Raw genomic sequence first — 4,436 nt, 5'->3', positions numbered from 1 at the left:
AACGGGCAAGATGCCCGTTCCACCAAGATGCCCGTTCCACCAAGATGCCCGTTCCACCAAGATGCCCGTTCCACCAAGATGCCCGTTCCACCAAGATGCCCGTTCCACCAAGATGCCCGTTCCACCAAGATGCCCGTTCCACCCACCAGGTCAAACAGCTTTTAGGAGATGCACCCGGCATAAGGGACAAGAGTTTCAGTTTTTTTTTCTGATTTAATAATATGTCGTTTAAATGCGCGACAGCTTAAACACTTCTGCCGTTTACCCTGTCACCGAAACGTATTGTAAGTTTTCTTTTCTCACTCTTAATACTGAATGTTTAACTGAGGCTAGTAAATAGTGGTGTATTAATCAAAAAGTTTAAATGCACCCACTATTAACTCTCTGTGTAATCAGTTTTTCCCTCAGCCTTCTTAGCGTCGCTCTAATTAAACAAAGCTTAAGTCAACAACTTATTGACATCCCCAACGAACGCAGTTCCCATAGTCAACCCACACCCAGAGGGGGTGGGTTAGGTTTTATTATTGCCTTTGCTATTGCCATCATTGCCAGCCAATTTCTTGGTCTTAACCTGATTGATTCCGGACAAAATACGCTTTGGTTCGCCCTCATTCCCTTGGTAATTATTGGCATTATCGACGATTCGCGAGGAGTTCCTGCCAGCGTTCGCTATCTAGTACAATTCTCGGTTGCTACCGTCGTGGTCGCCTCCTGTGGTGCTTTTCCCTTTCCTGGGCTAGCTCACCTAGGTATAGCAGGCGAGCTTATTGCTACTCTACTCACCATCATTGGCATGACCGCCCTGATTAATTTCTATAACTTCATGGACGGTTTAGATGGCTTAGTAGGCGGAGTAACTGCTGTACAGTTAGGATTTTTTGCCCTCTGGTTGAATCAGCCCCTTCTCTGGCTATTGGTAGCAGCTTTAGCAGGATTTCTCTATTGGAACTGGTCACCGGCCAAGATTTTTATGGGGGACGTCGGTAGTACTGTGTTAGGTGCTGTGGTGGCGATAACCCTCCTAAGTCAGAATCATAATCCGACTTCTGCTTGGTCAGCACTGGTATTGACTTTACCTCTAATCGGCGATGGGATCTATACCCTCTGTCGGCGGCTGCTGCGTGGTGAAAATATCTTCAAAGCTCACCGTAGTCATCTGTACCAGAGGCTCCAGCAATCAGGCTGCTCCCATAGTCAAGTGGCGATTACCTATATTTGCATAACTCTTCTGATGGCCTTTAGTATTGATTTCCTAGGAACCATAGGAGCTTGGAGTAGTTTAGCTTCCCTAATTGTGGCGATCGCCTGCGCAGAAACTTACCTACGGACGCGTATGCTGTCGTCTACTTAGGCGTTCCTGAATTGAAGTATGAATTTAGATTGTCTGGTTTTGAGAAAGCCCCCGTTGGTTCCCAGGGCTGTTTCATTCTCAAGAAAATAGAAGATAATCAAAGATAATTACTCTTAAGTGCCAAAAGTCAGGATATAGCTCAGATTATAGCTCATTGTATTGATCCAGCGCGGTAAAACCGCGCTGGATCGCTTTTATACATTGATATTTAGTCTTTTATTCGTAACCATAAGAAGTTTTAAACTCTAAAAATTGACGACAAAATTCGTGAATTTATATCTTGATTTTCCTCTGTGATGACCATATTTATGAGTTTTGTAGCTATGACATGCGCGGGCATTTTAAGTCGGGTTTGAGGAAACCATGCCATCCCCGTATATTGGGAACTTCTTGGTAAAAAATGAAATAGCAGTTTCGGCCAACAAAAAAAAGTAATTGCACCAGTATTACCCTTACTGCGTCCTTATCCAGTTGTCTTGTTAGGAGACCTTGGCCTTTCGGCCACGCTACGCGAACGGTGCGTAATTTCAGAGCGTGAAGCTAGCCAAGTGGCGCGAATTTCTGGGGGATAGACTTGGCATTACGTCAGAGGGGACATGCTTATAGCAATCCTATCTGATTCGTGAAAGAAATGGGCTGCTTTAAGGCAGAAGGCAGAAGGAACCCACCCCTAACTCCTCCCAGGAGGGGAATGGCAGAAGGGACAGGAGTTGGAGCTAGTTTTTAAGAAGTCCAGTGATTTTACAAGCGATGCAGAGGTGCGACCCGTGGCGAATTTAATTCGCCTACGGAAAACGCACCATTACGGTCTTGGGGGTTTCCCCCACTCGCGCTTTGCATCAAGACAATGATTTAGGATTGCTAAGCACCTACACAGAATTAATTGCCTACTCCCAATCTCTGTAACCCTTACCCTGCAAGGCTTTGAGTTTTGTAAAATGTGTAATTAATTTTGTGTACCTGCTTATATCTGATGACGAGCAAATTTATATGGCTCTAAAAAATTTAGTAATTAAACCGGGAATGTTGCGAGTTTATCAAGACATTTATTATACAAATAAAACATAATTTATTAAATTTTAATTTGGCGGCATATTGGAAGCGTAACTATCGAAGCAAGAGTCCTAAATAACCTTGGTATATCCTGAAAAGTATCCAGATTATATCAGGTTCGGATAATTAGTTATAAAAAATCATTACCCTTGAAAGCTTACTTCTTTACTTCTGCCTTCTGCCTTCTGCCTTCTGCCTTCTGCCTTGCTTTCGGCGCTTAGTATAAGTATTCAAACGGACATGATATTAGTCAACTTACTTTATCATTTTAGGCGGCTCGTTGGGGTATTGATACAATGTTCAGATATTACAAAACTGGAGGCGAAAATCGGGTAAACACGATAGTTAATATTCAGGGTTAACTTGGTATTATATTGCTCATTAATATCGCTTATTTTAATTGATATAAGTTTCCTTATAATATTTACAAAAAATGAGAGTGGATGAGTATATTTTTCACCCGAATGAAGAGAAACGTTCTGTGAAAATGCACAGTGAGTTTTGGATATAATTATATGGATCTATCTGGGTTGAATCGATGGAACTTTGGTCAGACCTAGCTACTGATCTGATGAATCTCAAACCTCATAAACACCTCAATTTTATCAAAGACATGAAAGCTCTATCCCTTATAAAGTCTATAGTGTAGCCATATTTTCACCCCTTAAGAGGGACTATTTGGGTTGGGAAGTGATTAACCGGAGATGAGATTATATCATGTCCGGTGCTTTCGGTAGTCTTCATAGTTTTCTGAAAAATTTTTCTGCAAATAATTTCACCATTTGTTCATTTTAGAGTAATTCACAAACTATTCACAAACTAGTGTTATCTCTTTCTAAATATAGTAGCTATTCATTTTTTTTTACTATCCGGATTTAGAGTTGATACGGTGTATTAATAATCGGGATACTTCATGGTTTAATTCCAAAATTATGATGCTTGTTAATTGAGTTATTAACATTTTTTTATTGTATTATGATGACCACCGAATAATTCTTTTAGTGAAAAAAAATATTTTTATCCTAGATTAGGGATGTTAATCAATGCCATCCACCTATTATCTATAGGGTTCAAGGGGAACGATTCCAACAATACTACTTAGTTGGTGAACACACTATGGTTAACTCTATAAATTCTCAGGACGAGTGAGGACAAAGCTTATGCTTTTAAGGCAGAAGGCAGAAGGCAGAGGGCAGAATTAATAAGGTCTTAAAGGCAATCAGCGCCAATCAAAACTGTACCTCATAGCTATGAGAAACGCTATATATAGCATTTCCAAATAGCTCATAAAACCCAAGACTGATTTATCAGCACACCAAAAAATCCTCGGATCGTCTTGATGCATCCCTCTTTCATACTGATCCGAAGTTCCCTGATCCGAAGTTACCTTGTTCTATCACTTCTATGTTTACATCTCAAATAGAAATGCTATGGGGAATCATCGCCAGAATCAGCACTGCCTCTACTTAAGTGCCAATTGCACTTTTTCCCACAGTATCCCTATCTCGGTCTTACCCCAATCTCCCCCCAATCTGGGTCGAAAATCCCGTTGTTTGGAGGTCGTCGCTACAGATAGGGGCGGATCTAGCTCTAGTCAGCGCTGTCGTGCCACTGGTGGGGCAGAGAATCATTAATCTAGGGTTCCAGTGACCCTAAATCGCACAAGCAATAACCTTCTGAATTCGTTATCTTTATGAAATCCTATATTAACTACCTGCTGATTAAGCTTTATGGTGGCTATAACTCAATCTCCAGACGGCAGAAGCGCCAGTTCCTCGTTGCTCTAGATGCATTTTTATTTTGCCTTGCTATTTATCTAGCTTTTTGGCTCCGCTTCGACGAAACACTTCCCCTCTCAGGAATTGTTCAGTATGCTTGGCTAATTATCCTGTTAATTGTGGTCAAACTTATAGGCTTCCAAGTCTGTGGCATTTATCGTCCTATTCTGCGCTACACAAGCCTAGAGTTTATTACCACAGCACTCCAAGCTGTTTTCTACAGTTCCGGAGTTTTAGTGATCCTCGCTTACTTA

Annotated in this window: 2 protein-coding genes and 1 pseudogene; 2 read left to right on the top strand and 1 reads right to left on the bottom strand. The window is 41.3% G+C overall.

Annotation, left to right across the window (positions count from 1 at the left end; all coding sequences use genetic code 11):
• On the bottom strand, positions 1–190 hold a 190-nt coding region (locus F6K37_RS33040), incomplete at its 3' end, for a hypothetical protein (RefSeq protein ID WP_287254888.1).
• A 174-nt stretch (positions 191–364) separates the two neighbouring features.
• Here F6K37_RS33040 and F6K37_RS33035 point away from each other — a divergent pair.
• On the top strand, positions 365–1,351 hold the full coding sequence (locus F6K37_RS33035; RefSeq protein ID WP_008184991.1) for an MraY family glycosyltransferase: 987 nt from the start codon (positions 365–367) through the stop codon (positions 1,349–1,351).
• A 2,746-nt stretch (positions 1,352–4,097) separates the two neighbouring features.
• Positions 4,098–4,436, top strand: a pseudogene (locus F6K37_RS33030) (polysaccharide biosynthesis protein); the annotation flags it as partial.

Origin of the sequence: Moorena sp. SIO4E2 (assembly GCF_010671945.1) — a bacterium.
In the GTDB taxonomy this organism is placed as follows: Bacteria; Cyanobacteriota; Cyanobacteriia; order Cyanobacteriales; family Coleofasciculaceae; genus Moorena; species Moorena producens.
This window is presented reverse-complemented; position numbering and strand designations above follow the sequence as displayed.